The 25,529-nt window shown below is 68.7% G+C and carries 18 protein-coding genes; 6 read left to right on the top strand and 12 right to left on the bottom strand.

The genetic code is table 11. From position 1 onward, the window contains the following. Window positions 1-32: 32 nt before the first annotated feature. The gene (locus ACLHIH_RS12050; protein WP_411317062.1) at window positions 33-497 is read left to right on the top strand and encodes a hypothetical protein; all 465 of its coding nucleotides are present in this window, start codon (window positions 33-35) and stop codon (window positions 495-497) included. Here ACLHIH_RS12050 and ACLHIH_RS12045 read toward each other — a convergent pair. Beyond that, a complete protein-coding gene (locus tag ACLHIH_RS12045) occupies window positions 479-2,239 on the bottom strand; it encodes an FAD-dependent oxidoreductase (protein ID WP_411317290.1) in 1,761 nt (586 codons plus the stop codon). The two genes, ACLHIH_RS12050 and ACLHIH_RS12045, sit on opposite strands and share 19 nt — an antisense overlap. Before the next feature lie 171 nt (window positions 2,240-2,410). Between ACLHIH_RS12045 and ACLHIH_RS12040 the strand changes: the two genes are divergently transcribed. The 3 genes from ACLHIH_RS12040 to ACLHIH_RS12030 all read left to right on the top strand — a co-directional run bounded on the left by ACLHIH_RS12040 (window position 2,411) and on the right by ACLHIH_RS12030 (window position 5,079). Further along, window positions 2,411-3,379, top strand: a complete 969-nt coding sequence (locus ACLHIH_RS12040) for a sugar-binding transcriptional regulator (protein WP_411317061.1) — start codon at window positions 2,411-2,413, stop codon at window positions 3,377-3,379. A gap of 22 nt (window positions 3,380-3,401) precedes the next feature. Then, window positions 3,402-3,941, top strand: a complete 540-nt coding sequence (locus ACLHIH_RS12035) for a hypothetical protein (RefSeq protein ID WP_411317060.1) — start codon at window positions 3,402-3,404, stop codon at window positions 3,939-3,941. 100 nt (window positions 3,942-4,041) lie between these two features. After that, window positions 4,042-5,079 carry an alpha/beta fold hydrolase gene (locus tag ACLHIH_RS12030; RefSeq protein WP_411317059.1) on the top strand — a complete coding sequence of 346 codons (1,038 nt, stop codon included), beginning with the start codon at window positions 4,042-4,044 and terminating at the stop codon, window positions 5,077-5,079. Between the two features lie 13 nt (window positions 5,080-5,092). Here ACLHIH_RS12030 and ACLHIH_RS12025 read toward each other — a convergent pair whose 3' ends face one another. From ACLHIH_RS12025 to ACLHIH_RS11995, 7 genes are all read right to left on the bottom strand, one after another. Further along, window positions 5,093-6,016, bottom strand: coding sequence for an SDR family NAD(P)-dependent oxidoreductase (locus ACLHIH_RS12025; protein WP_411317058.1), 924 nt, complete (start codon window positions 6,014-6,016; stop codon window positions 5,093-5,095). A gap of 201 nt (window positions 6,017-6,217) precedes the next feature. Then, window positions 6,218-7,219: a patatin-like phospholipase family protein gene (locus ACLHIH_RS12020; protein ID WP_411317057.1), complete on the bottom strand. Its 1,002-nt coding sequence runs from the start codon at window positions 7,217-7,219 to the stop codon at window positions 6,218-6,220. 110 nt (window positions 7,220-7,329) lie between these two features. Next, window positions 7,330-9,165 (bottom strand): DNA helicase RecQ, encoded by a 1,836-nt coding sequence (gene recQ / locus ACLHIH_RS12015; RefSeq protein WP_411317056.1) that lies wholly within the window; start codon window positions 9,163-9,165, stop codon window positions 7,330-7,332. Beyond that, window positions 9,162-10,223, bottom strand: coding sequence for a CPBP family intramembrane glutamic endopeptidase (locus tag ACLHIH_RS12010; protein WP_411317055.1), 1,062 nt, complete (start codon window positions 10,221-10,223; stop codon window positions 9,162-9,164). The genes recQ and ACLHIH_RS12010 overlap by 4 nt, the downstream gene beginning before the upstream one ends. 106 nt (window positions 10,224-10,329) lie before the next feature. Beyond that, window positions 10,330-10,902, bottom strand: coding sequence for a serine O-acetyltransferase EpsC (gene epsC, locus ACLHIH_RS12005; RefSeq protein WP_411317054.1), 573 nt, complete (start codon window positions 10,900-10,902; stop codon window positions 10,330-10,332). Window positions 10,903-10,974: 72 nt separating this feature from the next. Beyond that, complete coding sequence (gene cysK / locus ACLHIH_RS12000; protein WP_411317053.1) at window positions 10,975-11,913, bottom strand: cysteine synthase A; 939 nt, start codon at window positions 11,911-11,913, stop codon at window positions 10,975-10,977. Window positions 11,914-12,214: 301 nt separating this feature from the next. Continuing rightward, window positions 12,215-14,521 carry a bifunctional metallophosphatase/5'-nucleotidase gene (locus tag ACLHIH_RS11995; RefSeq protein ID WP_411317052.1) on the bottom strand — a complete coding sequence of 769 codons (2,307 nt, stop codon included), beginning with the start codon at window positions 14,519-14,521 and terminating at the stop codon, window positions 12,215-12,217. A 579-nt stretch (window positions 14,522-15,100) separates the two neighbouring features. On the opposite strand from ACLHIH_RS11995, the gene ACLHIH_RS11990 reads away from it, so the two are divergent. Beyond that, complete coding sequence (locus ACLHIH_RS11990; RefSeq protein WP_411317289.1) at window positions 15,101-15,967, top strand: endonuclease domain-containing protein; 867 nt, start codon at window positions 15,101-15,103, stop codon at window positions 15,965-15,967. Between the two features lie 826 nt (window positions 15,968-16,793). On the opposite strand, the gene ACLHIH_RS11985 is transcribed toward ACLHIH_RS11990, so the two are convergent. Both ACLHIH_RS11985 and ACLHIH_RS11980 read right to left on the bottom strand, forming a co-directional pair. Further along, window positions 16,794-19,118 carry a DEAD/DEAH box helicase gene (locus ACLHIH_RS11985; protein ID WP_411317051.1) on the bottom strand — a complete coding sequence of 775 codons (2,325 nt, stop codon included), beginning with the start codon at window positions 19,116-19,118 and terminating at the stop codon, window positions 16,794-16,796. A 321-nt stretch (window positions 19,119-19,439) separates the two neighbouring features. After that, window positions 19,440-21,575 carry a heavy metal translocating P-type ATPase gene (locus ACLHIH_RS11980; protein WP_411317050.1) on the bottom strand — a complete coding sequence of 712 codons (2,136 nt, stop codon included), beginning with the start codon at window positions 21,573-21,575 and terminating at the stop codon, window positions 19,440-19,442. Between the two features lie 84 nt (window positions 21,576-21,659). Between ACLHIH_RS11980 and ACLHIH_RS11975 the strand changes: the two genes are divergently transcribed. Further along, a complete protein-coding gene (locus tag ACLHIH_RS11975) occupies window positions 21,660-22,667 on the top strand; it encodes an alpha/beta hydrolase (RefSeq protein ID WP_411317049.1) in 1,008 nt (335 codons plus the stop codon). Between the two features lie 99 nt (window positions 22,668-22,766). Here ACLHIH_RS11975 and ACLHIH_RS11970 read toward each other — a convergent pair whose 3' ends face one another. After that, window positions 22,767-23,138, bottom strand: coding sequence for a hypothetical protein (locus ACLHIH_RS11970; protein ID WP_411317048.1), 372 nt, complete (start codon window positions 23,136-23,138; stop codon window positions 22,767-22,769). 280 nt (window positions 23,139-23,418) lie between these two features. Next, the gene (locus ACLHIH_RS11965; protein WP_411317047.1) at window positions 23,419-25,083 is read right to left on the bottom strand and encodes a DUF4012 domain-containing protein; all 1,665 of its coding nucleotides are present in this window, start codon (window positions 25,081-25,083) and stop codon (window positions 23,419-23,421) included. Window positions 25,084-25,529: the final 446 nt, after the last annotated feature.

Genomic DNA, 25,529 nt, shown 5'->3' with positions numbered 1-25,529 from the left:
AAGGGGCGGCGCACCGCGACGACGATGGCGGCATGAAACCTCCCCGCTACGACGACGAACTCGCTCCCCTCACGTCGGACTCCCTCATCGAGTCGCGCATCGCCGCGCTCATCGGGCGCGCCTCGCGCCGGCAGGTGTGGTTCCTCTTCGTCGATGAGGCCGCCCGACAACTGCCGATCCTGCTCCCCATCGACGACCACCCCGCACGACCCGACCCCGACGACGCTGCACGGTTCGCCGCCCTTTTGCGAGAGATGGGCGAGACGACCGACGCGGTCGGCACGATCATCGTGATCGAGCGCTACGCCGACGCCACCCTCACGGCATCGGATGTCGCGTGGGCGAAGACTCTGCACACGGCCACGGGCCTCGCATCGTTCGGACTGTGCGGCATCCTCGTGAGCCATTCGCGCGGGGTGCGCTGGGTCGCCCCCGACGACTATCTCTTCGAGGGCGACGGCGACGGCGCGTCAGACGATCAGGCCGAGGCGGTGTGATGCCGCGCGGACTGCGCGCCGAAGACGACACCGTGCGCGACCTCGAGTTCGGCGCGCGCGTCGGCCACCTCGCGGGAGCGCGCCTGAGCATCCCAGCCGAGGGCAGACCCGACGACATCGCCGAGCTCCTCGAGCAGCTCCGCCGTGACGCTCCCGGTGAACGCGAGGCTCGTGCGGCGCAGCAGCACGTCGATGAGGTGCGCGACCGACTCCGCCGTCGCGAGGTACTCGATCTCGGTGCGCGAGTACTCCGCCGTCGCAGCGAGCGCGACGTCCCCGTGCTCCTCGAGGTAGTCGATGACCTCGGTCGCGCGGGTGCCGTAGCGCTCGAGCAGTTGCTCGGCGCGGAGCCGCCCCACGCGATCGGTCGGGTCGGCGAGCCACACGCGGCGGGCCGCATCCGTCGTCGGGTAGGCCTTGCCACCACCGATCGCGAGACCGACGGTGCTCACGGTGCGCGACCGCCCGAGAAGCTCGAGGACGTCGTTCGTCATGTGCTCGGCGAGGGCGCGGAACGTCGTCCACTTGCCGCCGACGAGACTCACGAGGGTGCTGCCCGCGCGCTGCTCGATGGGGGTCTTCACGATGCGGTAGTCCCGCGAGACGAAGCCCGGCTGGGTGTCGTCGTGCTTGGGCAGCGGACGGATGCCGGCGAACCGGTAGACGATCTGCGAGCGGTCGAGGGTGAAGGTCGGGAAGACGTGCTTCACGAGGTCGAAGAAGTAGTCGACCTCCTCCTCGGTGCACACGCTCGGTTCGCGAACATCCGCGTCGATGTCGGTCGTGCCGACCATGACGCGCCCCTTGAGCGGGTAGATGAGCACGATGCGCCCGTCGTTGTTCTCGAAGAACAGTTCGCGCCCGTCGAGCTCGGCGAGGAGTTCGGGGTGGTCGAGCACGATGTGCGACCCCTTGGTGCCGCCCATGTACTCCGTCGACATGCCGAGGGCCTCGTTGGTGAGGTCGGTCCACGGCCCGGACGTGTTGACGACGACGTCGGCGGCGATCGCGAACTCCGCGCCCGACACCCGGTCGCGCACGACGACGCCCTCGGGAGTGAAGCCGACAGCCTCGACGTAGTTGGCGCTCCGGGCGTGCTCGCCGGCGGCGAGAGCGTCGTGGAGCACGTCGAGCGCGAGGCGCTCGGGGTCGTGCATGGAGGCGTCGAAGTAGGTGGCGGTGTACTTCACGTCGGGGTTGAGGGCGGGCAGGTCGGCGAGCGAGGCTTTGCGCCCGCGGAACTGGTGGCGGGGAACCGAGCCGCCGTCGCGACTGAAGGAGTCGTAGAGCGAGAGGCCGACCTTGATGAGCAGCGCACCGCGCTCCTTCGTCGAACCGCCCTTGTGCGTGAGGAATCGCAGCGGGGCAGCGACGATGCCAGACACGGTCGAGAAGATCGGGATCGTGGTCCGGAGTGGCTTCACGTAGTGGGGGGCGGTCTTCAGCAGACCGTTGCGTTCTTGCACCGACTCGCGCACGAGACGGAACTCGCCGTTCTCGAGGTAGCGCACCCCGCCGTGGATCATGTGCGACGACGCCGACGACGCGCCGGAGACGTAGTCGCCGCGCTCGACGAGGACCACGTCGACCCCCTGCAGCGCGAGGTCGCGGAAGGTCGCGAGACCGTTGATACCGCCACCGATGATGACGACGGATGCACGCGGGTTGGACGCGATGCGGGCGACATCCGTGCGCGTGGCCGGGGTGCCGTCGGGGGCGGTCGACGCGGACGGCGTCGACATCGGAGGAGTGGTCATGGGTGCCTTCTTCGTGATGCGAGGGGCTGTCGACCCCGAGTAGTTCGGTGCGAACCAGCGCGCGGGTTGCGCTGGCACGAATGCTGTGACTCAATAAGTCTCGACCCCCGTACACGAATGTTCAACAGCACTGCACATACGTGCAGGAAAGCCGCTATGACCGACACGATCCGCGACCCCCACGCCGACAAGACCCGCGACGCTCTCGCCGCCGCACACCTCTACTACCTGCAAGACCTCACGATGGACGCCATCGCGAGCGAACTGAACACCTCGCGGTCGTCGGTATCGCGCCTGCTCAGTTTCGCCCGATCCACGGGGCTCGTGGACATCCAGATCAAGTCGCCGCTGAGTGGGATAACCCACCTGCAGAACGAGATCCAGAACCGATACACCGTGACCGCGCACATCGTGCCCGTGCCCGACCACGCGAGCGAAGTCGACAGGCTCGAGCGGGTCGCGCTCTCCGCTGCACGGATTCTCGGGTCGTTCATCGACTCCAACATGACGATGGGCATCGCTTGGGGGTCGACGATGACCGCGATGAGCCGCCACCTCGTGAGCAAACCCATCCACAACGCTCAGATCGTGCAGCTCAACGGCGCCGCCAACACGCGCACGACGGGCATCGTCTACGCGAGCGAGATCCTGCGCCGATTCGGTGACGCCTACAGCGCGTACGTCCAGTACTTTCCGGTGCCCGCCTTCTTCGACGACCCGGCCACCAAGAGGGCGCTGTGGCGGGAGCGCAGCACGCGCTACGTGCTCGGCGTGCAAGCGACGATGGACATCGCGCTCTTCGGAATCGGGAGCCCCGACGCCGACGTGCCGAGCCACGTCTACACGAGCGGCTACCTCGACGACGACGACGTGCGACTGCTGCGAGAAGAGAACGTCGTCGGGGACGTCGCGACCATCTTTCTGCGCGAAGACGGCTCGTGGCGAGACATCTCCCTCAACGCCCGCGCCACCGGCCCCGACCTCGACACCCTCCGGCAAGTCGCGCGCCGCGTGTGCGTGAGCTCCGGCACATCGAAACTGCTCGCCCTCAAAGGCGCCCTCGCCGCCGGACTCATGACCGACATCATCATCGACGAAAGCACCGCGCGGGCGCTCCTCGACTAGAGCCCCCGATAGCCTTCTCACGATGCCGCCGTTCCTCGACCCCGCCACCCGCGACGCACTGCAGCGACTCGCCGAATCGGAGAACGCCCCGCCCGCGGACGCCGCCGAGCCGCCGAGCGCGCACGCCGCCCTCGCCCGCGTTCGCGACATCCGCACCCTCGCCGCTGCGCTCGAGAGTGAGCCCGCGGTGATCGCGAGCGTGCGTGACGCCCTCGAGCAGGGCGCAACGTGGGACGACGTCGCGGCTGCCGCGACCCTCCGAGTCGCCGCCGCCAAGTGGCGCTGGCAGGGCACCGACGCCGACATCGCCGAGCGTCACGCGGCAGGACGCAAGCGAGCGGCACGGCCGAGCAGCAAGCCATCCGACCTGCCCGGCCACTCGGTCGCCGACGCGGCGCGCCTCCTCGGCGTCACCGCACAAGCGGTCTACCTGCGCATCACCCGCGGCACCCTCCGCGCCGAAACCATCACCCTCGACGACGGCCGCAGCTACAAACGCGTGTTCCTCGACGACGCGGCCGAACCGCCGACCGCACCGTCGCCCGCACAGCCGACCGCCTAGCCGTCCGACAGACGATGAGCGACGAAGCGGGGGCAGCGAAAACCGCCCGCCGCTCGCGGTGCGACAGAATCGGTCGAACACCATCGACGAAAGGACTCCCGTGCGCCCCCGCAAATCGAGTTCATCGACGACCGTCGAGGTGCGCCGCGTCTACAGCGAGACCGGCGACGTCTACGCGCGAGTGAACACCGTCGGTCACACGGGTGACCGCGCCTTCGTGCTCGTCCCCGGCATCGGGGTCTCGTCGACCTACTTCGAGCGCCTCGCGCCCAACCTCAACGAGTTCGGCCCCGTGCACGCCCTCGATCTCCCCGGCTTCGGCGGGGTGCCACACCCCGGCAAGGCCATGTCGATCCGGCAGTACGCCGACCTCCTCGGCAGGGTCATCGACGAACTGGGCCTCGTCGACCCCGTGATTGTCGGTCACTCGATGGGCACCCAGGTGGTGAGCGACCTCGTGGCGCGACGCGACGACATCACCACGCTCGTGCTCATCGGCCCTGTCGTCGACCCCGGCCACCGGCACATCCCGAGCATGGCCGTCCGCTTTCTCCGGTGCGCCCTCAAAGAGCCGTTCGCGGTCAAATTCCTCGCCGTGAGCGCCTACCTGCTGTGCGGGTTCAAGTGGTTTTCGCGCATCCTGCCGCGCATGATGCGCTACCCGATCGAAGACCGGTTCGCCGACATCCGCGCCCGCACCCTCGTGATCCGCGGCGAACACGACTACGTCTCCCCGCGCGACTGGGTCGAACGCATCGGCGACCTGCTGCCCGACTCGCACCTGTGGGAGATACCGGATGCCGCCCACTCCGTCATGCATGCCCACGCCGAAGAGGTGGCCGTGCTGTGCGTCGAACACGCCCGCGACACCCTCAAAAACCACGACCGGCCGGGCGTGAACGTGTATCCGGAACACGAACTCCTCGACAACGATCTCGAGCCGACCGCCGGCGACATCGTCGAGAGCATCAAGGGCCGGGTGACCGACACGATCGGCACCATCCGAGGCGACGACGAGATGATCGCCGAAGGCAAAACCCGTCACGCCCGCGCGATGGACGCCGCGGCGAAACGGGCGGACGCCGCGAGCGCCGCCGACGCCGAGGCCGCCGCGCAGAAGAGCGACGACGAACGCTGAGCTGCGAGACCCGCTACCCCTTCGACAGCCTGCGGCGGTTTCTGTTCTCCTTCTTCACGCGGTCACGCATGACCCCGTCGACACCGTGCGGCCCCGCGACCGGTTCGTGCACGTTGCCGGATGTCTGGCGCACGCGCACCGGCGACGAGTCGAGGTAGCTCTTCGACACGAGGGCCGTCGACCGCCTCGCCGTTCCGGGCAGCAGCCTCATGAGCACGGCGGCGCCCCGGGCCGGCCCGACGTCGACCGACGGGACAGGCTTGCGGAGGGTGCGCACGATCGCGTCGACGACGCGCCCGGTGTCGTCGGGTCGCGGCATCCGCAGCGTCTTGCCGGTGTAGTTGGCGGCGTTCTCGAAGAACGGGGTGTCGGTGACCCAGGGGTTGACGGTCGACACGGCGATGCCCGTGACCCCGCGCTGCTCGAGCTCTTGCAGAAGTGCTTGGCCGAGGCCCACGACCGCGAACTTGGATGCGGCGTAGGAGGAGAAGAACGGGAACGGCAGTTTGCCGCCCGCCGACCCGACGTTGAGCAGTCGTCCGCCGCCCACCTTCTCGAAGTGGCGCAGGGCGACGTGGCTCCCGTTGAGCACCCCGATCGCCCCCGTCTCGATCACTCGACGATGGACGTCGAGCGGCACGTCGGTGAAGGTGCCTGCCGCGCCCACGCTCGCGCAGTTGATCCACACGTCGAGTGAACCGAACCTGTTGAGCGCCGCCGCGGCGAGGCGACCGACCGCCTCGGGGTCGGTCACGTCGGTCGGCACCGCGATCGCGTTCGGGATGCTCCGCGCGAGTTCGGCGAGCACGTCGTCGCTGCGCGCGGCGAGCACGAGGTTCGCGCCGCGATCGGCGAGCGCGAGGGCCGTGCCGCGGCCGATGCCGCTCGACGCCCCCGTGATGACGACGGTCGCGCCCTTGATCGTCCATGTGCTCATGCCCGCGCTCCTGACGTCGATGTTCCCCCACGGTAGGTCGCGCGGCGACGGAGGGCGACGGGTTGTGTTCCGGGCGACGCGTGGGTAGGCGGGTGGCGTCACGCGTGGGGAGGAGGCGGGTGCTGCGGGGCCGCGCGACTCAGTGACCGCGGCGAGCTCCGCGACTGCAGAACCGAGCGAACCGGCGCGCCAACCCCGCCCTCAGCCCCAGAACTCCCGCACGCGCTGCGCGACCGCCGCCCCCTGCCGCCTGCCCGCCTCGACGGAGGGTGCCGTGGAGCTCGCGAGGAGCGAGTTGGGTCCGAAGGCACGCAGGCTGTCGGCATCCGCTTCGATCACGAGCACGTTGCGACTCGCGCCGAGCGCCTCGGCGACGACCGGCAGGGACGGGCCGAGCGGGCTGTCTGCCCACTCCGGCCCGCACGAGATCACGAGGATGCGCTCGCAATCGGAGGCGACGTCGGCGTTCGTCGACGAGCGCACTCCGCCGTCCATGTGCGGCCTGCCGTGCACATCGACCGTCGGGAACACCCCCGGCACTGCGCAACTCGCGGCGACCGCACGCACGAGCTCGGCATCGCTCGAGCGGTCGAACACCCGGAACGCGCCGTCGAGAGCGTCGACGGCCGTGATCCTCAGCTCGGCCGCGGGCCAGTCGGGCGACGAGAGGAGGGCGCCGAACCTCTCGAGGGCCGCGTCTTTAGCGCCGTCGCCCGCGCGCGACGGAACGGTGCGCGCGAGCTCACCGAGGCGAGCGCGCGACTCCTGCTCCCCGGCCCGGTTCGCGGATGCGGCAGCCATCGCCTCGACGAACGGGGCGATGTCGGGCACCGTGGGTTCGGTCGCGGTCGCCCGCGGGGCGGATGACTCGGGCGAATCGGAGGCAGTAGGCGCGGGTGCAGCAGACGGCGCGGGCGCAGCGGCGGCGGCATGCGAGCCGGCGCGGGCAGGCGCGAGGCGCGAGCGCAACCACCCCTCGAGGTCGCCCGACCGGAGCGCGGCTCCGACGACGGAGCCTGCCGAGGTGCCGACCACGACATCCGCGGAGGAGAGGTCGACTCCGCTGCCCATGATGGTCGTGAGGAGCGAGACTTCCCACGCGATTCCGGCCACTCCTCCCCCGCCGAGAACGATGCCGCGCCGCCCCGGTAGGGGCTCGGCACGGAGGAGGGTGGTGGTGAGGTCGCTGTCGTTCGTGGTCACCGCTCGAGTCTCGCAGGTGCGCCGTAACCGGTTGCTGAACCCGAGGCCTGAACCCGATGCCTGAACCCGATGCCTCGTCGCCGAGCAGGGCGCGCAACCGACCCGGGGGCTCAGTCCGCCGCGAGCACCTCGAGGATGCCCGCGCCGTACTTCTCGAGCTTGGACTCTCCGACGCCCGACATCGTTCCGAGTTGCGCGAGCGTGGTCGGCAGGCCGGTCGCAATCTCGCGCAGGGTCGCGTCGTGGAAGATGACGTAGGCCGGAACACCCTGCTCTTTGGCTTCGGTCGCCCGCCACGCGCGCAGCTTGTCGAACACGGGCAGTGCCGCCGGTGCGAGGTCGGCCCCCGCCTTCACCGCGCGTGACGACCGCCGCGCCTGCCGCTCGGGCTCACGCCGCAGCTTCACCGGGCGCTGGCCTGCGAGCACCGCGGCGCTGTCGTCAGTGATGACGAGGGTGCCGTAGCCGTCGCTGTTGACGGCGAGCAGCCCTTGCGCGAGCAGTTGGCGCACGACGCCGCGCCACTCCTGCTCGCTCAGCTCGGTGCCGATGCCGAACGTGCTGAGTTCGTCGTGCTTGTTCTGCACGACGCGGGGGGTGCTGTTGCCGAGGAGGATGTCGATGAGCTGACCCGCCCCGAACTTCTGGTTGCGTTCGCGCTGCAGTCGCACGATCGTCGAGAGGAGTTTCTGCGCGGGCACCGTGCCGTCGACCGATTCGGGCGGCGAGAGGCACGTGTCGCAGTTGCCGCACGGGGTCGATTTCTCGCCGAAGTAGGCGAGCAGCTGCATCCGCCTGCATTCGACCGTCTCGCACAGGGCGAGCATGGCGTCGAGGTGGGCGGAGAGTTTGCGGCGGTGGGCGTCGTCGCCCTCCGACTCGTTGATCATGCGGCGCTGCTGCATGACGTCTTGGAGTCCGTAGGCGAGCCACGCTGTGGAGGGCAGGCCGTCGCGGCCGGCACGCCCGGTCTCCTGGTAGTAGCCCTCGACGCTCTTCGGCAGGTCGAGGTGGGCGACGAACCTCACGTCGGGCTTGTCGATGCCCATGCCGAACGCGATCGTCGCGACCATCACGACGCCGTCTTCGCGCAGGAAGCGCGACTGATTCATCGCGCGCACGGGCGCCGGCAACCCCGCGTGGTACGGCAGCGCCGGCACCCCGTTGGCCACGAGGAACTCGGCGGTCTTCTCGACGGAGGCGCGCGACAAGCAGTAGACGATGCCCGCGTCGCCGTCGTGCTCGCTGCGGACGAGCTGCAGCAACTGCTGCTGGGGCGAGTTCTTGGGGGCGATGCGGTACTGGATGTTGGGGCGATCGAAGCTCGCCACGAAGTGCTGCGCGTCGCCGAGCTGCAGTCGCGACGCGATCTCTTTGTGGGTCTGCTCGGTGGCCGTCGCGGTGAGCGCGATGCGCGGCACCTCGGGCCAGCGCTCGTGCAGCATCGACAGTTGCAGGTAGTCGGGGCGGAAGTCGTGGCCCCACTGCGACACGCAGTGCGCTTCGTCGATCGCGAAGAGAGCGATGGTGCCGCGGTCGAGCAGGGCGGCCGTCGACTGCACTCGGAGGCGCTCGGGCGCGAGGTAGAGCATGTCGAGTTCGCCCGCGACATACGCCTGCTCCACGGCCGCGCGCGACTCGGGCGATTGCGTCGAGTTGAGAAACGCGGCGCGCACCCCCACGGCCGAGAGCGCGTCGACCTGGTCTTGCATGAGCGCGATGAGCGGCGAGATGACGACGCCGGTGCCCGGCCGCACGAGCGCGGGAATCTGGTAGCACAGCGACTTGCCGCCGCCCGTGGGCATGAGCACGAGGGCGTCGCCACCGGATGACACGTGACTGATGATCTCGGCCTGGTTGCCGCGGAACTCGTCGTAACCGAAGACCCGATGCAGCACCTCGGCGGCGTCGGGGCGCGCCGGACGAGTGTCGTGCAGAACGGTCATGTGCCGAGTGTAGGTGGGGCCGGTGACGTCGGCGGCCGAGGGGCGTCGGGGGCGGCATCCGCTCGCTCGGGTGACGCCTGGGGAGGGGTGGGGCCGTAGGCGGGCTGCGCGACACCGGCGCCCGTCCCCGGTCCGCCCGCATACGCGAACTGCTCGGGCTCCGGCGCAGCCTCGACAGTCCGCACGGTCTGCAGCCCCGTCTTCTTGGCCTGCCACAGCACGAGCGCGGAGTATCCGACCATCGTCACGAGCGTCATCCCGAGCCCGATCGGCGACCCGTCGGCGGCGTTGATGTCGATGAGGTCGAACGATCCGAGCGCGAAGAGCGCCGTGTTGTTGACCACGTGCGCGACGATCGCGGCCTCGAGCCCGCCGGTGCGCCACGTGAGCCAGCCGGCGAAGACGGCGAAGATCGAGACATCCAGAAGGCCCCAGATGTCGTAGTCGTGACCGATCGCGAAGAGCGGCACGGGCAGCAGAATGGCCCAGGCCGGATGCTTGAGCCATCCGCCGATCGTCTGCATGAGGTATCCGCGAAACACGTACTCCTCCGCCGTCGCCTGCAGGGGCACGAGCACGAGGGCGAGCACGAGAAGCAGCAGCCCGACAGACGTGACGCTCGCCGACACGGGAGCACCCCCGAGCAGCGGGTCGATCGCGAACGACGCACCGAAGACGACGCCGTAGACCGCGAGCGCGGGGAGGATGCAGCGCGCGAGCCAACCCCAGCGAAGCCGTCCGGCCACCGACGACACGAGCCCGATCGGTCGCGGCCCCATGATGAGCAGCGCGAAGATGAGGGCCGGGAGCATCACGGCGATCGACCCGATCGCGAACGTGAACGTGACGGGGTCGCTCAAGTCGAGGTCGAGGGTCGTCATCGACGAGGTGAACCCGTCGAAGGCGCTCGGGTTGACGAACGCGACGACAGCGAAACCGATGACGATGGCGAACGTCATGATCACGTAGAACGTGACCCCGATCACACCGGTGACGAGCGACTTCCACCAGCGGTACTTCGGCCAGGAGCGAGCGAGACGGTGATAGGCGTAATCCACGCATCGAGCCTACGGGTGCGGGCTGAGCGGGCGGTGGTGCGGATGTGTGCGGCAGCTGTGGTGGGGAGGCACAGGGTGCGCGCTCGCCCGCCCCCGCGACCGAACCTCAGATGTAGATCGCGGGGTCGACGAAGAAACCGTCGGGTGCGGCATCCGCTCCCGCTCGCGGCACCGCGCGGGCGGGAACCCCGGTGAGCGTAGAGTCGGCGGGGGCGTCCCGCACGACGACGGCACCGGCGCCCACGACCGATCGCGAACCGACCGTGATCGGACCGAGGATGGTCGCGCCCGCCCCCACGACCACGCCGTCGCCGAGGGTCGGGTGGCGTTTGACGTCGCGCATGCTCCGGCCGCCGAGGGTGACCCCGTGGTAGAACATCACGTCGTCACCGATCTCCGCGGTCGCGCCGATGACGACACCCATGCCGTGGTCGATGAAGAACCTCCGGCCGATGACCGCACCCGGGTGGATCTCGACGCCCGTCGCCCAGCGCGCGAGCTGCGACACGACGCGCGCGAGCAAGAACGCGCGCCGCTGCCAGAGCCTGTGTGACAGGCGGTACCACCACACCGCGTGCACACCCGAATAGGTAAGCGCGACCTCGAGGTTGCTGCGCGCCGCCGGATCGTGGATGCGCGCGGCCCGCAGGTCTTCGCGAGCGCGCGCGAACACGCTCACGACAGCCGGCGGCGGGGAGCAGACATCCGCCCCTCCCCCGCGAGGCTGCCGAGACCCGAACTCACGGAGGGGTCAGTCCTGCAGGTTCTCGAACAGCACGCTCGAGAGGTAGCGCTCACCGGTGTCGCAGATGATGGCGACGATCGTCTTGCCCTTGTTCTCGGGGCGCGCCGCGAGCTGCATGGCGGCCCAGATGATGGCGCCCGACGAGATTCCGGTGAGGATGCCCTCCTCGGTGGCGAGGCGGCGGGCGATGTCGAGCGAGTCGTCGAGGCTCACGTCGATGATCTCGTCGTAGGCCTCGCGGTCGAGGATGTCGGGAACGAAGTTCGCCCCGATACCCATGATCTTGTGCGGGCCGGCCTTGCCCTCGGTGAGCAGCGGGGAGTCGAGAGGCTCGACGCCGACGATGTGCACGTCGGGCTTGCGCTCCTTGAGCACCTGGCCGACGCCCGTGACCGTGCCGCCCGTGCCGATGCCGGCGACGAAGATGTCGACGTCGCCGTCGGTGTCGGCCCAGATCTCTTCGGCGGTGGTCTCGCGGTGGATCTGCGGGTTGGCCGCATTGGCGAACTGCTTCGCCCAGATCGAGTTGGGGGTGTTCGCGACGATCTCCTGCGCCTTCTCCACGGCACCGCGCATTCCGTCGCTTCCGGGGGTCAGCACGATCTCGGCACCGTAGGCGCGGAGGATCGTGCGGCGCTCCTTGTTCATCGTCTCGGGCATCGTCATCACGACCTTGTAGCCGCGGGCCGCACCCGCCATGGCGAGCGCGATGCCGGTGTTGCCGCTCGTGCCCTCCACGATGGTGCCGCCGGGCTTGAGCTCGCCCGACTTCTCGGCCGCGTCGATGATGGCCACGCCGATGCGGTCTTTCACGCTCGCGGCGGGGTTGTAGAACTCGAGCTTGCCCAGAATGGTGGCGTCGAGCCCCTCGGTGAGACGGTTGATACGCACGAGCGGAGTGTTTCCGACGAGCTCGGTCACGTTCGAGTAGATCCGTTTTGCCATGGGGTCGACTTCTTTCTGTGCTCTGCGCGAGAAATGTTTGTTCAGTTTAAAGGGCAGCGTTTCGATGTGAACGAATATTCCGAAGCCCAGTCGTTCGCCAGGGTGCGGTGGAGTGGGGTGTGGGGTTGGCGCGGTGGGTGCCGGGCACGCGCGCTGTCGCAGGAGTTTCTGTTGAACCCGCACCCTCTGCAGGACTTTTCAGGCCCCGGATGCCGCGAACTCCTGCATTTTCGCCGCACCCCGAGCACGACGAAGGGGACCCGCCCTCAGGCGAGTCCCCCAGTCGTTCTAGCGGTGCGTGTTACCCTGCTGCGACACCGTTGCGCAGGGCGCGGTGGCGGACGAAGAGCAGCAGGCTGCCCGAGCCGAGCAGGAGCGCGAGGAGAGCCCAGAGGCCGCTCGGCGTGCTCGCTCCGGTGTAGGCGAGGTCGCCGCCATCCGTGCCGGCTCCGGCGGTTCCGCCGTCGTCGTTGCTGTCGCTGCCCGCGCCGACGCCCGAACCGGGCTCACCCGGGGTGGGGTCGACCGGGGTCGTCGGGTCGGTCGGGTCCGTCGGGTCGACCGGGTCGGTCGGGTCGACCGGGTCGGTCGGGTCGACGGCGAGCGCCGCGAAGGTGAACGGGAAGTCGGTCGACGTTCCGTTGCTCTCGACGACTGCGGTGAGCACCTGGTCTCCGCCGACTCCGGCGGGAACCGTGAACTCGACCGTGGCGCGGCCGACCTCGTCGGTGCTGTCGACGATGGTCGCGTCGATCTCCGAGGTGCCGAGGAGCGTGTCACCGAGGAAGAGCTCGACGGTCTGACCGGCTTCGGCCTCCGCCGAGAACAGCAGCGACGACAGCGTGATGCTCGTCTCGTCGCCGATGGCAGGAGCCTCATCGGGTGCGACAACGCCCACCGCACGCTGCTCGAGCGGCGGGGCGACGGGCTCGCCCTCGAAGGAGGCGAAGTAGTTCACCGCGCCCTCGAGGTCGATCTGACCGGTGTCGACGCGGTTGGTCCCCTCGCCGAAGGCAGTGAAGTTGTCTCCACCGGGAGCGAGGAACGAGTTGACCGCGGTGCGGAACGTCTGCTCGGGCGTCACGAGCTCACCATCGACATAGATCGCGGTGATGCGCTCGCCCTGAGCAGCGGTCGGGTCGTAGGTGTAGCTGAGAGCCGAGGAGGTTCCGAGCTTGAGGAACGGACGCGACGCACCGGCCGGCTGCCACTGCTGCTCGAGAACGGCCTTGAGCTGCGCGCCCGTGAGGTCGACAGCGAAGAGGGAGTTCGCGAACGACTGCACGGCTGCGGCTTCGGCGTAGGTGACGACGCCGTCCGCGTCGCCCGTGCGGCCCTCGACGGCCTCGAAGTCGAGGTCGGCGCGAAGGCCACCCGGGTTCATGAGGCCGATGACCGTGGACTCGTTCTGCGTTGCGAACACCTGCGAGTCGGCAACGAAGTTGCCGATCGCCGACTCGCCACCGCGGTTCTCCGACCCGTTGGTCTGGATGGCGCGGTTGAAGTCCTGCGTGATGGTGCCGAGCTCGCGGCTTCCGGGTCCGTCTGCTGCCGCGACGGCTTCGCTGACGATGGAGGCGACCTCCGCGTTCGGGGCGAACGGCGTGAGACCGAGCCTCGTGCGCTCGGGCGTGGCGAGCACCTCACGCGTCGCGGTGATGGAGAGCAGCTCGTTCGTCGCGGAGTTGACGTTGATGTCGAGGGCGGCGAAGCCCTCGCTGTACTCGCCCGACTGCACGACGGGGCGGAGCTTGCCCGACTCCGAGGTGGGGATCAGGTGGTTGTACTCCGCGTGGGTGTGACCCGAGATGATCGCGTCGACGTTGTCGTTCGTGTCGGTCGCGATGACACCGAAGTTGGAGTCGTCGCTCGACGCGGTGATGTCGGCATTCGCTGCACCTTCGTGAACGAGGAGAACGATGACATCCGCTTCGCCGTTGCTGTTGTCGCCGTCGCTGAGCTCGTCGGCCACGCGGTTGACCGCGGGAACGATGGGGCCGAAGTCGAGTCCGGCGATGCCCGTGGGGGCCACGAGGCTGGGCATGTCGGTGGTGAGCGCGCCGATGAATCCGATGTCGACGCCGTCGACGGTGATGACCTCGTACTCCTGGTATGCGGGGGTCTCGGTTCCGGCGTAGTAGATGTTCGCTCCGAGAAGCGGTGCATCGAACCGGGGCTCGAGACGGGTGTCGACGTCTGCACGGCCCCGGTCGAACTCGTGGTTTCCGAGCGCGGAGACGTCGAGGCCGATCTCGTTGAGGACGTCGATGGTCGGCTCGTCATCCTGGATGAACGACACGAACGGGGTCGCGCCGACGTTGTCACCCGCTGAAGCGAAGAGGGTGTTCGGGTTCGCCGCCTCATAGGCGTCGACCATTCCCGCGAGAACAGCGGCACCAGCGGTGGTGCCATTCGCCTCGAGGCGGCCGTGGTAGTCGTTGATCGACACGATGTCGATGTTGGTCACCTCGGGGTCGGGCACCAGGGCGGTTGCGGAGCTGGCGCCGAAACCGGTGAAGGCGACGGCGGCGACGACGGTCGTGGCGACAGCTGTGCGCCCCCGCCTCTTTCGGAATGCTGACTGTTCGGGGGGCAAGCTGGAACGCATAGGTGTGGCCTCTTCATAGGGGTCGACATCGGTGTGCAACCCCAGAGCGGGGGCACCAGCCGACCCTAACCCGGTGCTCGCGCGACACACCAGGCGACGCCGCAACGTTTCACACACCGTTAACCCGGAGCGGTTGGGGGGCTCGAGAGCGGGGCCCGCCGGGCGTGGGCGGGCCGTTGGCCGGCCATTGGTCGGCGCGTTGCTGCGCAGGAATTCTTGTTGAAACCGCACCCGTCACAGGATTCTCGAAGCTACGGATGCCGCGATCTCCTGCAGTTCCGCTGACTCAGTCTTTCCCTCCCCCGTCATGTGTGCACGAGGGATGCCACAGCCCGATGGTGCGACGACGCTCGTCGCACTCATCCGGCGCACACTGTCGTCGTGACAGAGCCTGGCCGCGTGTATCCGATCGCTGACCCTCCAGGTGAAGTGCCCCGCCCGGGCGGGAGTGAGACTGCCGCAACGCGCGCTGCCGCAACGCGGGCTGCCGCAACGCGGGCTGCCGCGCGTGCTGCCGCGCGTGCTGCCCACGCGACACAGATGCGCCGCGAGGCGGAGGGCCATCGTCTCGACCGGGTGATGTTTACGCTCGGTCACCTCGCGCGCCGGGCGCAACTGGCGCAGCTCGGATGCGGTCGCGCCCTCGTCGATCGCGCCCTCCTCGACGGGCGTCTGAAGCGGGTGTCGCCCGGCTGGGTTGCGACGGGTGCGGCGAGCCAACTCGCCGTCATCGCGGTGCTGAACGGTGGACGACTCACGGGCGCCACGGCCTTGCGCACGTGGGGCGTGTGGGCGGGGATGGATCGGGAAATCCACGTGCAGGTGCCACCGAACTCGCGACGCGTCAAGCGTAGACCCGCCACCTCGATCACGTCGTTCGCGCCGACCGGTTTCGTCGTGCAGCGCGTTCAACGGCACTGGACCTGCGCCGCACCGAGTCGTATCGACCAGCCAGGGTGGCGGGTCGAAATCCGCGAGGCGTTGCGGGCGTTCGTGCTAGCTGCGCCTCCGGAGCACGGTGTCGCCGCGTGCGAAAGCGCTGTGCACCTCCGACTGCTGCCGCGCAGTGAGGTGGGCGAATTCGTCGACAGCCTCCCCCGAAGGCTCCGGTCGAGTCGCGCCCTCATGACCTTTCAGGCCGAGTCGGGCCTCGAATCGATCGCGGCGCTGCGGCTTCGCCAACTCGGGTTCACCGTCGCGCAGCAGGTGCAGATCGGCCGCGATCGCGTCGACCTGATGGTGGACGGATGGCTCGTGGTGGAGCTCGACGGCGACGCCCACCACGACCCGGTGGTCGACCGCATCCGCACCAACCGGCTGATCCGTGCGGGGGTCGGGGTGCTGCGGTTCGGCGCGGTCGAGCTGTTCGATCGATGGGACGAAACCCTCGCCACGATCGAGGCTGCGGGCGCGGAACGGATCGCCAGGGGTCAGGTCGGGCGGTAGGGGTGTGGTGGCGGGTGAAGGGGTTCGGGCGGGTTGGGCTTGGGGCAGGGCGGGTTGGTGGGACGGGTTGGTTGGTGGGCGGGTTGCGCTCGTCGCTCTGACCGCGATGCAGGAGATCGCGGCATCCGGAGCCCCGAAAGTCCTGCTGGGGGTGCGGGATCAACAGAAACTCCTGCACAAGCGCAGGGATGGTGGAGCAGCCGCAGCCGCGCACGAGGGGTGGGTGCGGCGGAAGGGGTGGGTGCGGCGGAAGGGGCGGATGCAGACCGCGCGGTGACCGATATGCAGGAGATCGCGGCATCCGGAGCCCCGAAAGTCCTGCTGGGGGTGCGGGATCAACAGAAACTCCTGCACAAGCGCAGGGATGGTGGAGCAGCCGCAGCCGCGCACGAGGGGTGGGTGCGGCGGAAGGGGTGGGTGCGGCGGAAGGGGCGGATGCAGACCGCGCGGTGACCGATATGCAGGAGATCGCGGCATCCGGAGCCCCGAAAGTCCTGCTGGGGGTGCGGGATCAACAGAAACTCCTGCACAAGCGCAGGGATGGTGGAGCAGCCGCAGCCGCGCACGAGGGGTGGGTGCGGCGGAAGGGGTGGGTGTGGTGGAAGGGGCGGATGCAGACCGCGCGGTGACCGATATGCAGGAGATCGCGGCATCCGGAGCCCCGAAAGTCCTGCTGGGGGTGCGGGATCAACAGAAACTCCTGCGATCCGGCCCGCAGCGGGCGCCCGGCACCGCGAACCACGGACCGCCCCCTCCCCCGCAAACGCCGACAGCCGCCCACCCCGAAGGGTGAGCGGCTGCCGAAACACGCCTGAGCGAAAACCGGCTACAGCGCCGCGAGCTCCTCGAGCACGCGGTCGCCGGGGCCGGCGGGCGCGAAGGAGGCGCGGATATCTGCGCGGTCGAGCAGCTCGTCCATGCGACGCTTGCGCGACTTGGAGACGAGGGTGACGACGGTTCCGACCTTGCCCGCGCGGCCGGTGCGACCGGCGCGGTGGAGGTAGGACTTGTACTCGTCGGGGGCGTCGGCCTGGATGACGAGCGAGATGTCGTCGACGTGGATGCCGCGGGCGGCGACATCCGTGGCGACGAGCACGTTGACGCGTCCCGACGTGAGCAGCTGCAGGTTGCGCGTGCGGCGCGACTGGTTGAGGTCACCGTGGAGCGAGGTGGCGGGCACCCCGGCGTCTTCGAGCTGGTCGGCGAGCTCCTCGGCGAACGCACGGGTGCGGGCGAAGATGAGCGTCTTGCCTTCGCCGCGCGCGAGCTCCTCGATGATCTGGCGCTTGTCGCGCTGCTCGATGAGCAGCACGCGGTGGTCGATGGTCGAGGAAGCCTGGTCTTCACCGGCGACCTCGTGAACCGACGGATTGACCAAGAACTGCTTGACGAGCGTCGCAACACCCTTGTCGAGGGTCGCCGAGAAGAGCAGCTTCTGGCCACCCGCCTGGGTCTCCTTCAAAATGCGCTGCACGGGCTCCAAGAACCCGAGGTCGCACATGTGGTCGGCTTCGTCGAGCACGGTGATCTTCACTTCGCTGAGGTCGAGGCGACCCTGCTCCACGAGGTCTTCCACGCGACCGGGCGTCGCGATGACGATGTCGACACCGCGCTGCAGGGTCGAAACCTGCTTGAACTGCGGCACGCCACCGACGATCGTCGTGGTGAAGAGGCCGACCGAACGCGCAATGGGCTCGACGGTGCGGTTGATCTGCATCGCGAGCTCGCGCGTCGGGGCGAGGATGAGCGCGCGCGGCTTGCGTGCCGGCTTGCGTCCCTTGCCACCGTTGTTCTCCATGAGGCGCTCCACGAGGGGCGCACCGAAGGCGATGGTCTTGCCCGAGCCGGTCTTTCCGCGACCCAGAACGTCTTTGCCCGACAGCACGTCGGGAATGGTCGCGGCCTGGATCGGGAACGGCGCCTCGGCACCCATCGACGCGAGCTGACGCTGGATGTTGTCACCCAAACCGAGGTCGGCGAAGGTCTTGCCCTCGGCCGTCTCAGCGGTGATCACTTGCGCTTCGAGGCGCTCGAGCACGACGTCTTCCTGCGGACCCGTGGTGGTGCGGGTCGGGTAGAGGTCGGATGAACGCCGCTGGCGGTCGTCGCCACCGCGGGGTGCGCGGTCGCTGTAGCTGGGGCGCTCGTTCCGTGCGGGGCGGTCGCTGTAGCTCGGGCGCGCACCGCGGTCGGGGCGGTCGCCGTAGGAGGGACGCGAGTCACGCTGCGGGCGGTCGGACGCGCCGTTGCGGTGGTCGCGCTCGCCGTACGAGCCGCGCTCGGGGCGGTCGCCGTAGGTGGCGCGGCCGGCGCGCTCCTGGCGGTCGGGCGACGCCGAGCCGGCACCGCGGTCGTTGCGGTCACCGTATGACGGACGCGAGTCACGCTGCGGGCGGTCGCCGTACGACGGGCGGCCTCCACGATCGTTCGAGCCGCCGCGGTCGTTGCGGTCACCGTACGACGGGCGCGAGTCACGCTGCGGGCGGTCACCATACGACGGGCGCGATGCACCACGGTCGTTCGACGCACCACGATCATTGCGGTCGCCGTATGACGGGCGGTCCGAGCGCTCGATGCGGTCACCGTAGGAGCCGCGGGTGGGGCGGTCGCCGGTCGAGGGGCGCGAGCCGCCACGGTCGTTGCGGTCACCGTATGACGGGCGCGAGTCGCGCTGCGGGCGGTCACCATATGACGGGCGCGACGCACCGCGATCGTTTGAAGCACCACGGTCGGGGCGGTCGCCATACGAGGGACGCCCTCCGCGGTCGTTGCGGTCACCGTAGCTGGGACGCGAGTCGCGCTGCGGGCGGTCGCCGTACGACGGGCGCGACGCGCCACGCTCGTTGCGGTCACCGTATGACGGGCGGTCGCCACCGCGGTCGGGGCGACCCGACGCAGCACCGCGTTCGTTGCGGTCGCCGTATCCGCGGTTCTGCTGGCGGTCCTGGTAGCTCGGGCGGTTTTCGCGCGGGCTCCAGTCGGGGCGGCGGTTGTCGCGGCTGCCGCCACCCGAGGGGGCGCGGCGGTCGTTCGTGGGCGGACGGTCGCCGGTGCGTGCGGCGCGGTCATCCGGGCTCCAGCGCTTCTTGGGTGCGTCTGAACCGCCGCGCGACTCGAATTTGTTGGTGTTGGGCTTCTTGAAGTTGGCCATGGTGAGTGTTTCTGGGTTGTTGTCTTTGCATGGCAACGCCGAACTCAAGTCGAGCTCGCATCGCTAGAACCCGCACAGTCATCTCGGATCAGGAATGAAACCTGAACAGAACCGATCGGGGCCGTTTCACACACATTGTGAATTCCTCCGCACGCCCTGCGATTACTCTCGCAGTTCGATCACACGGAGTCCATATCCGTGTGGTGAGGTCCGGCCCAGCTGACTTACAAACCCATCCGCACGATCGCGGTGTCAGAGCCGACCGCTCTACGTTACCGGATGCCGCGCCCGAACGCGAGCACCCGGTGAACGTCGAGCGCCCTACCGGGCAGCCTCGGGGCGCAGGTCCATCCTCCGCAGCAGTTGCGCGTTGAGCGCCACGACGACGGTGGATGCCGACATGAGCAGCGCCCCGATCTCCATCGGAAGGATGAACCCGATGGGCGCGAGCACTCCCGCCGCGAGGGGCACCGAGAGGAGGTTGTAGCCGGCCGCCCACCACAGGTTCTGTTTCATCTTGCGGTAGCTGCGGCGCGAGAGGTCGATGACCGAGAGCACGGTGCGCGGGTCGGAGCTCGCGAGGATGACGCCGGCCGACGCGATGGCCACGTCGGTTCCGGCGCCGATCGCGATGCCCACGTCGGCGGTCGCGAGGGCGGGGGCGTCGTTGACTCCGTCGCCGACCATCGCGACCGTCTTGCCTTCTCCCTGCAGTTCGGCCACGCGCGCGGCCTTGTCTTCGGGGCGCACGCCCGCATACACGCGGTCGATGCCGAGCTCGGCGCCGACAGCGTGCGCCACGGCTTCGGCGTCGCCCGTGATCATCACGACCTCGATGCCGCGCTCGTGCAGGGCGTCGACGGCCTGCCTCGACTCCTCCCGCACCGCGTCGGCGAGCGCGATCGCCCCGATCACGATGCTGCGGCCCGACTCGTCGTCGCGCACCACGTGCACGATGATGGCCCCGTCATCCGACCAGCTCGCGGTCTCGGGCAGAGGCTCGCCGCCGACATCCTTGAGCAGCGCGGGTCCGCCCACGCGCACCCGCCGGCCGTCGACGGTCGCGCTGACCCCCACGGCGGTCGACGCGGCAAAGTCGCTCGCGGTCGAGAGTTCGAGCCCGCGACGCTCGGCGGCCGCGACGATCGCCTTGGCGAGAGGGTGCTCGCTGTCTCGTTCGGCGGATGCCGCCCACGCGAGCACCTCGTCGTCACTCGGTCGCGCAGACGAACCCGCCGCTTTCTCCGCGACAGCCACGTGGGTCACGGTCGGCTCGCCCTTGGTGAGCGTGCCCGTCTTGTCGAAGATCACGGTCGTGACGCCGCGCATGCTCTCGAGCGCGAGCCGGTCTTTGACGAGCACCCCCGCCTTGGCGGCGCGCTCGGTGCTGATCGCGACCACGAGCGGAATAGCGAGACCGAGGGCGTGCGGGCACGCGATCACGAGCACGGTGATGGTGCGGATGACGGCGTCGGTAGGGCTGCCGACGATCGACCAGACCACGGCGGTGATCACGGCGGCACCGAGCGCGAACCAGAACAGCCAGGCCGCGGCCGTGTCGGCGAGGCGCTGCGCACGCGAGGTGGAGTTCTGCGCGTCGCTCACGAGTTTCTGGATGCCGGCGAGCGCCGTGTCGTCGCCGACCGCGCCCACGCGCACCCGCAGCGACGTGTCGGTCGCCACGGTCCCTGCGACGACCGCGGCTCCGGGCCCGCGGCTCACCGGCCTGCTCTCGCCCGTGATCATCGACTCGTCGACATCCGCCGTTCCTTCGGTGACGGTGCCGTCGGCGGGAACCCGGGCGCCGGGGCGCACGATCACGATGTCACCGACCGCGAGGTCGCTCGGCGAGACCGTGACGAACTCGTCACCCTCGAGCCGCTCGGCTTCGTCGGGCAGGAGCGCCGCGAGTGATTCGAGGGCCGTGGAGGTCTGCGCGAGCGACCGCATCTCGATCCAGTGCCCGAGCAGCATGATCACGATGAGGAGCGCGAGCTCCCACCAGAAGTCGAGTTCGGTGCTGAGCAGGCCGAGGCTCGCGCCCCAGGAGGAGATGAACGCCACGGTGATGGCGAGCGCGATGAGGAGCATCATCCCCGGCGCGCGCGAGCGGATCTCCGACACCGCGCCGGTCAAGAACGGGCGACCGCCCCACACGTACATGACGGTTCCGAGCACGGGTGAGATCCACGAGATCGGTCCGTCGTGGGGCAGCGGGTAGCCGAGCAGCATCGCGAACATGCCGTTGAAGGCGACGACGGGCACCGCCATGACGAGCATGACCCAGAACAGCCGCCGAAACTGCGCGACGTGATCGCCGTGGCCACCGTGCTCGTCGTGCCCGCCGTGGCCACCGCGCTCGTCGTGCCCACCGTGACCACCACCGTCATGCCCCGCACGAGCGTCCCGCTCCGCGTGCTCGTCGGTCGTCGCGTGCGTGTGCCGAGTCTCATCCATACCCGCCACCATATACCCCCCTAGGGTATAAAGACAGGCCCCGCGAAACATTCCCGAAGCCTCCGCGCACTACCGTGGTGCTCTATGTCTCGACGTGCGACCCGACCCGCGCTCGCCACCCCGGCGCGTCGGCGCATCGTCGGCGGCGCGGCTGTCGCGGGGGTCGCAACGCTTGTCGCGATCGGCGCCCTCGCGGGGTGCGCGGATGATGGCGTGCAGCGAGAGACCGCGCCCGACACGGCCTTTCCGGTCTTGCAGGACTACCCCGATGTGGAGGTCGTGGAGGATCTCGAGTTCGGCTCCCCCGACGCCGGCACGCGCCTCGACGTGTGCCTGCCCGACGAGGAGGCTCCCCCGGTGGCGGCGGGAACGACCGAGCCCGAGACCTCGCAACCGCGCGCCGCGGTGCTCATCGTGCACGGGGGCAGTTGGCGCCAGGGCGACAAAGCCGATGTCGCGTGGCGCAACGTGTGCGAGTGGCTCGCCGACGAGGGTTTCGTGGCCGTCAACACGAACTACCGCCTCGCCCCCGAGCATCCTTTTCCGGCGGGCATCGAAGATGTGCGCACCGCTGTGCACTGGATCCGCGACGACGATCAGGTGGAGCGCTTCGACATCGACCCCGACAGGGTCGCGGTGTTCGGCGGGTCGGCCGGCGGCAACCTCGCGTCACTCCTCGGCGTCGAGGGTGAGGGCGACCTCACGTCGGGCTCCCGCGTGAAGGGTGTCGTCAATCTGAGCGGCCCGGCCGATCTCACGACCGCGGGTTTCGCGCTCGGCGGCGTCGTGGCGTCGTTCCGCGACATCCAGCTCGACTATCTCGGGTGCGCCGACTACGAGTCGTGCGGAGTCGCCGAGGAGGCGTCCCCGATCTACAGCGTCGACCCGAGCGACCCGCCGTTCTTCGTGGGTCATTCGCACGACGAGCGCATCCCGATGCAGCAGTCGGATGCCCTCGTCGACGCGCTCGGCGACGCCGGCGTGGCGACGACCTACGTCACGGTGCCCGGCACGATGCACTCGATCGCGATGCTCAACGAGGAGATGCGCGACCGCATCACCGAGTGGTTGCGCGTGACGCTCGCGCCCTGATCGGCTCGTCGTCACCGCGCCGACAACGAAGAAAGCCCCCGAGCTGGTCGGGGGCTTTCTGCCGTTCTCGAGCGGCGGGGTGTCCGCTGCGGAGTGGTGTTAGCTGTTGGCGCGCTGGCGGCGAACCGTGGTCATGACGACGACGAGTGCTCCACCGAGGAGGAGTGCTCCGGCGCCGGCCCACACGAGAAGCATGGTGGCGTCGCCCGCACCGGTGTAGGCGAGGTCGTCGGAGTCGGCGTCGGTCGAGCCACTGCCCGCGCCGGCACCCGAGTCAGCGTCGGCAACCGTGATGGCTGCGACTGCGACGTTGCCCGACTCGAGACCAGTTGCGGTGATCGTGTAGGTGCCGGTGGCGTTCGTCGGGAGAGTGACATCGACGGTTGCACCACCCTCTGCATCAGCCTGCTTGACGAGAGTGGTGGTCACCTCGCCCGCACTCGCCAGCGTGACCGCAGTTGCGCCGGTCACAGCAAACGAGACATCTTCACCGGCGATGAACGCACCGGCGTCGATAACGACCACAACGGTTTCGCCGGGAGCCGGGTCACCGATCACAGCAATGTCGCCCGGACCCACGTAAGGGTCACTCGCGGCATTTGCGGCCGCAGGGCCCATGAAGATTGCTGCCGCAGCTATTGCCACAACCGAAAGAGTTTTGAGTTTACGCATTGGATGTCCCCCGAAAGAAGTTGTCATGCACCGCAGAAACTGGTGAGCCCCACGCCGATTACGAGCAATGCTAAAGCAATTAACAGCTGAAGGTGAGCCTCGATGTTTCGGGCTGATGAATAAGCGGTGTGATTTCGATTACGGTTTCGCCTTCGAAGGGAGCTGCTCCGAGCCAATCGAACTGTAAAACTGTCGATTCACCCGGCGCGAGTTCGACGGGAATCAGACTCACGGGGTAGCCCATATTGATCGCAGGTTGGTACGGGATGGTCTCGCCATCACGTGCGAATCCGTTGTTCTCCATGTCGGGTGGCGCGTAGACAGAGACCACCGTTCGGTTGTTCCCCGGGGCCACTCCATAGACACCCCCGCCGGTGACGTAGGAGGGGAGCGACGTTGCAGCGTCCGCCGGAGCGGTGTTGGTGAGCGTCATTTGCACACGGTGCACCGGCCGCTCATCCGCACGACACGTTGCCTGGCCTTCTGCCAGAGCCACGTCGAGGTAAGCGCCCATTTTCGAACCCGTGCCGTCATTCAGGTAGGCGCCGAATCGGAGGGTGTCGTCTGTGCTTACTGGAAGAGTGCCCTGCAGAGTCGAGCCCGACAGAACGTCCTGCTCAGCCTCGTTCGAACTCCAAATATAGATCCGGCGTTCGTCACCTGCTTGACCAAGTGCAGTCACGAGTGCGGCGGGGTCAAAATCACCGCTCGCGACAGTGTTGAACACTGTCGCTGCCGCTCCCGCAAAGAAGGCGTCTTGGTCAGCCGGCGCGGGGTACCTCGCGTAGGCGTCGACCAGCAGTGTCTGAACCACGTTCTCCGACGTCAGCACGTCACCGGTGGGTAGCGTTACCGGCCCGGTTGCGGTCAACAAGTAGCTCAGAGTCACGGGGTCTATGGAGATGACTCCCTCAACCTCCGTACCGAACTCGAGACGCCACATCTCCTGTGCGAGCTGGCCGGTGAGAGGAAAGTAGGGGGTCAGGTTGACGCTCTGCATGAATCGCCCCGTGGCGTCGCCGTACAGTCCCAGGGTTTCCGTCGGAAGGGGCAAGACGGGGTCTGGGTACGTCGGAAAGTCTGATGACGAGGCCTGCTGTGCCAACTGAATTCTTCCGTTGTCAGTTGCGAGCAGCGCGAGCGCGCCCGGGTTTCCGCCCGTCGTGCGTGTTTCAGCCGAGTTGGCAAAAAGGAGCAGATAGTTTCGTGGCCCCTCGGCGCCGAGAACAGCGGGGAGCAACTGCACGGCTCGGTCGAGCACATCGATCGTCTCCGCGGCTTCCGCAACCACGCCTCGCAATTCGCTCGTGGCGCCGGTGACAGCACCGATCGTCGCGGAACTGTCGATCGACTCGACGCGAGTCTGTGCCGCCTGCAAGGCCGCGTTCGCCTCCGCAACTGCAGGGCGCGCCTCGATCAGAGGCTGCACATCTACGGCGCCATCGGTCGGCTTGAAATCCTCGACATCGATGCGCCCGGCTACATCGATGAGTGGCGCGATGGCATCGCGCGACACGTCATCGACCACGCCGGCGATCTCTCGCACTGCTGTGAGGTTCGGCCCGAGCCACGGCAGCAGCTCGAATCCGCGCCAGATCGGGTCGCTCGTGAGTGATGCGGAAGTCGCCGCGCGGTCGGAGAATTCGGTGAAAGTCTGTTGAGCCTCGTCGGTCGCGCCGGCGACGATCTGCCCCTGCATCGCGTCGACGAGAGTCACGGCCCGCTCGAGCTCGTCCCGCGCCATGAGGGCCCTAATCCCCACCCACGCCGTCGCAGCGATGAGAAGAACGAGAATGCCGGCTACCCACCAGAGCACCGTCCGGCGCCGTCGACGAGGGGGTCTTCTCGGCGAATGAGCCTGAACCATTGGGCCATTCAAGCAGAACTCGCCAGCCCGCCCCGCGACCCCATCGTCTACTTTGGGCACCGTGACAGACACCGCACCGCCACGCGCCATCTCGCGCGCTCCCTCTGGCGCGGTCGCGCTCGCTGCCCTCGCTGCTGTCGTGTTTCTACTCGCCAGCACGGGCCTCGCATCGTCACGGTTTGTGTTTCGAGAGCCTGCCGTTGCCCAGCTGGCCGGCTTCCTCGCGGTGTGGGTTCCGCTCACGATCGCCATTCTCGTCGTGTCTCGCCGGTTCGGTTCTGGCTCGCTTCGCCTAGATTTCGGTTGGCGCTTCCGGCCCATCG

It is taken from the genome of Marisediminicola sp. LYQ134 (assembly GCF_046599635.1).
Classification (GTDB): domain Bacteria; phylum Actinomycetota; class Actinomycetes; order Actinomycetales; family Microbacteriaceae; genus Marisediminicola.
The sequence above is the reverse complement of the archived record's forward strand: the minus strand, read 5'-3'. Positions and strand labels throughout refer to the sequence as shown.

Coding starts and splice junctions, on each gene's coding strand:
- ACLHIH_RS12035 (WP_411317060.1), top strand. CDS start 3,402: ATGCCGCCGTTCCTCGACCCCGCCACCCGCGACGCACTGCAGCGACTC.
- ACLHIH_RS12045 (WP_411317290.1), bottom strand. CDS start 2,239: ATGTCGACGCCGTCCGCGTCGACCGCCCCCGACGGCACCCCGGCCACG.
- ACLHIH_RS11980 (WP_411317050.1), bottom strand. CDS start 21,575: ATGGATGAGACTCGGCACACGCACGCGACGACCGACGAGCACGCGGAG.
- cysK (WP_411317053.1), bottom strand. CDS start 11,913: ATGGCAAAACGGATCTACTCGAACGTGACCGAGCTCGTCGGAAACACT.
- ACLHIH_RS11965 (WP_411317047.1), bottom strand. CDS start 25,083: ATGGCGCGGGACGAGCTCGAGCGGGCCGTGACTCTCGTCGACGCGATG.
- ACLHIH_RS11985 (WP_411317051.1), bottom strand. CDS start 19,118: ATGGCCAACTTCAAGAAGCCCAACACCAACAAATTCGAGTCGCGCGGC.
- ACLHIH_RS11990 (WP_411317289.1), top strand. CDS start 15,101: ATGTTTACGCTCGGTCACCTCGCGCGCCGGGCGCAACTGGCGCAGCTC.
- ACLHIH_RS11995 (WP_411317052.1), bottom strand. CDS start 14,521: ATGCGTTCCAGCTTGCCCCCCGAACAGTCAGCATTCCGAAAGAGGCGG.
- ACLHIH_RS12050 (WP_411317062.1), top strand. CDS start 33: ATGAAACCTCCCCGCTACGACGACGAACTCGCTCCCCTCACGTCGGAC.
- ACLHIH_RS12040 (WP_411317061.1), top strand. CDS start 2,411: ATGACCGACACGATCCGCGACCCCCACGCCGACAAGACCCGCGACGCT.
- recQ (WP_411317056.1), bottom strand. CDS start 9,165: ATGACCGTTCTGCACGACACTCGTCCGGCGCGCCCCGACGCCGCCGAG.
- ACLHIH_RS11975 (WP_411317049.1), top strand. CDS start 21,660: ATGTCTCGACGTGCGACCCGACCCGCGCTCGCCACCCCGGCGCGTCGG.
- ACLHIH_RS12025 (WP_411317058.1), bottom strand. CDS start 6,016: ATGAGCACATGGACGATCAAGGGCGCGACCGTCGTCATCACGGGGGCG.